2 protein-coding genes are annotated in these 2297 nt (G+C 70.3%); one reads left to right on the plus strand and one right to left on the minus strand.

All coding sequences use genetic code 11. The annotated features are described in order from the left end of the window. Nucleotides 1-334: 334 nt before the first annotated feature. Nucleotides 335-967 carry a DUF2461 family protein gene (locus ABZ719_RS37555; RefSeq protein ID WP_366729655.1) on the minus strand — a complete coding sequence of 211 codons (633 nt, stop codon included), beginning with the start codon at nucleotides 965-967 and terminating at the stop codon, nucleotides 335-337. A 561-nt stretch (nucleotides 968-1528) separates the two neighbouring features. Here ABZ719_RS37555 and ABZ719_RS37560 point away from each other — a divergent pair. Beyond that, nucleotides 1529-2077, plus strand: coding sequence for a GNAT family N-acetyltransferase (locus ABZ719_RS37560; protein ID WP_366729656.1), 549 nt, complete (start codon nucleotides 1529-1531; stop codon nucleotides 2075-2077). Nucleotides 2078-2297: the final 220 nt, after the last annotated feature.

A 2297-nucleotide genomic window follows, 5' to 3' on the forward strand; every position in this document is an offset into this window, starting at 1 on the left:
CGCAGCTCTGAACCCACGCCTGTCCATCGGACAGGCGCTCGCGTTGAGGCAGGTGGCCGTTACCGCTCTCGCGTCGAAGCGCGAGAGCGGATGTCCCAGACAACCATGCCGAGCATGCGGGTGATCCCTTCTGGAGGAGTGGCAGAAGGCTCGCACAGGTGATGCCCGGCTGCAAAACGCACCAGTCAGGTCAGTCCGGCCGGGGCAACGGGCCGGGCTCCTCCCCCAACGTCCGCTGCCGCCCGGACGGCGCCCTCATGCTCAGGATCCCCCGCTGCGCGGTGCCGGCCGCTGAGGTGCTGGCTCAGATGGACTGTCCGCCGGTCGGGAGGCGTCAGGCGGCGCGCTTGATGTGGCGGGCCAGCCACGTCAGCAGGGCGTCGAGGTCGGTGGTGGCCGAGAGGACCCGCTCGACCGCCTCGGGAGTGTGCAGCCACTCCTCGCAGCCGAGGGAACGGGCCGCGATCAGGGAACGGTGGCGCAGCAGTTCCGCTCGTGAGTGGTCTGCCGGATAGCCGCGCGGGGGGCGTTTCATCACGTCCCCGGAGACGTCGTAGCCCTTGTGCCGCAGGTCCTTGACGATGGCGGACAGTTCGGGGCCGCTGCCCTCGGCGGCGACGGCCCTGCGGAACATGTCCACCTGGCCGGGGTCGGGGTACCACCAGGCACCCTGGATCCGCAGGCCGTCCAGCGAGAACCGGAGGCCGATCTCGACTTTGCGGCCGAGTCGGATCACCGCGCCCTGATGCTGCCACCACCACGAGCCGGTGCGGTAGTGCCAGACGGAGAAGTCCTCGTACCGGGGGTCGGTGTCCGCGATCTCGTGGAGCAGGGCGATCATCGGCTGCCGGACCAGGCGTTCGCGGTCGGCTCGGCAGCGCTCCCGGGTCGCGTGGGTCGGTTCGCCCTGGAGCTGCCACAACACGTCCATGGCCTGCTCCGGCCAGCCGGTGAACTGTCCACGCATGCAGGGAGGATAGCTCAGCCATGGTCCGCGTGACCGGAGTGGGAAACGAACAGGAGACAGCCCCCGGGGCAAGGGGGGTGCGGCTCGGAGGTGATTGGGTGGGCCGTCCTCGCCGGTTTCGGGAGCCGCTCTCGTTCGGTGACCTCCGCGGGCTGGTCGTACGTCAGGTCGCGGAAGTCGTTGCGGGCCTGAGCGAGGCAGGCCGGATACTCGCCGTACAGGGCACGGCGTGCGCTGATGAGGCGGTCATCCTGCTCCCGGCGCCGTGACTGAGGTCGAGCAACGCGGCGGAAGCGGTCGCGATCAAGGCGCCGGCTACGGCGCCGGCCAGTGTTGTCCAAGGCATGGCCGGAGCGCAGGACGCGTGCCAGCATGCCCACAGTGTGCTGAACGCTCAGTCGGCGGCCTCGACCGCTCATTCGGCACAGCGAAGGGCAGGTGAAACCGGTGTGACCGAGCGCTCCGCTTGGTGGACTGATCGCTCGAGTGGGCGGTGAGCCCGCGGCTCGTCCGTGCAGCGTCCGGCATGCAAGGACTCGTGGACATTCCGGGAGCGGCCTCATGAAGATCACGTGGCGTCGGATCGAGGAACAGGACTTCCCGCTGGTGCGGAGATGGCTTCAGCAGCCCCACGTGCAGCGTTGGTGGAACCACGAGACCACCGTGGAAGCGGTGGCGCGCGACTTCGGCCCCGCAGCCCGGGGTGAGGAGCCCTCGGAGGACCTCCTCGCCTCTCTCGAAGGCCGTCCGGTCGGTCTCGTACAACGTTCACGCCTGTGCGACTACCCGGACTACCTGGCCGCGCTGGCAGCCATCGTCCCTGTACCTGACGGCGCGATGACCATCGACTACCTGATCGGTGATGCCCGCCGCACCGGCCAGGGCATCGGGACGGCGATGATCCGGTCGGTCATCGTGCGAACCTGGACGGAGCACCCGGCCGCCCCGTGCGTTCTCGTCCCGGTGGTGGCAGCCAATCAGCCGTCGTGGCGGGCGCTCGAGCGCGCAGGACTGCGCCGGGTCGGGGTCGGAGACCTGGGACCGGACAACCCGGTCGACGACCGGGCCCACTACCTCTACCGCGTCGATCGGCCGCGGACCGGCGGCTGACCGTCCACCCGGATCAGGTTCGCCAGGCTCGGCCCCGCGTGGCGCAGAGCACCCGGGCCCGGTCCCCCCGCGGTGGTGCACGGCATCCGTGTCGGCCGTAGTCGGCGGGCGGGGAGACACCGCTGCGGCCCGGCCCACCGCTGCACCGGTGGTCGCATGAGCGGTGGGCCGGGCCGGTGGCCCGGTGGGAGATAGGAAGTGCACAAGTCTGAAGACCAGG

This window comes from Streptomyces sp. NPDC006743, assembly GCF_040703815.1.
In the GTDB taxonomy this organism is placed as follows: domain Bacteria; phylum Actinomycetota; class Actinomycetes; order Streptomycetales; family Streptomycetaceae; genus Streptomyces.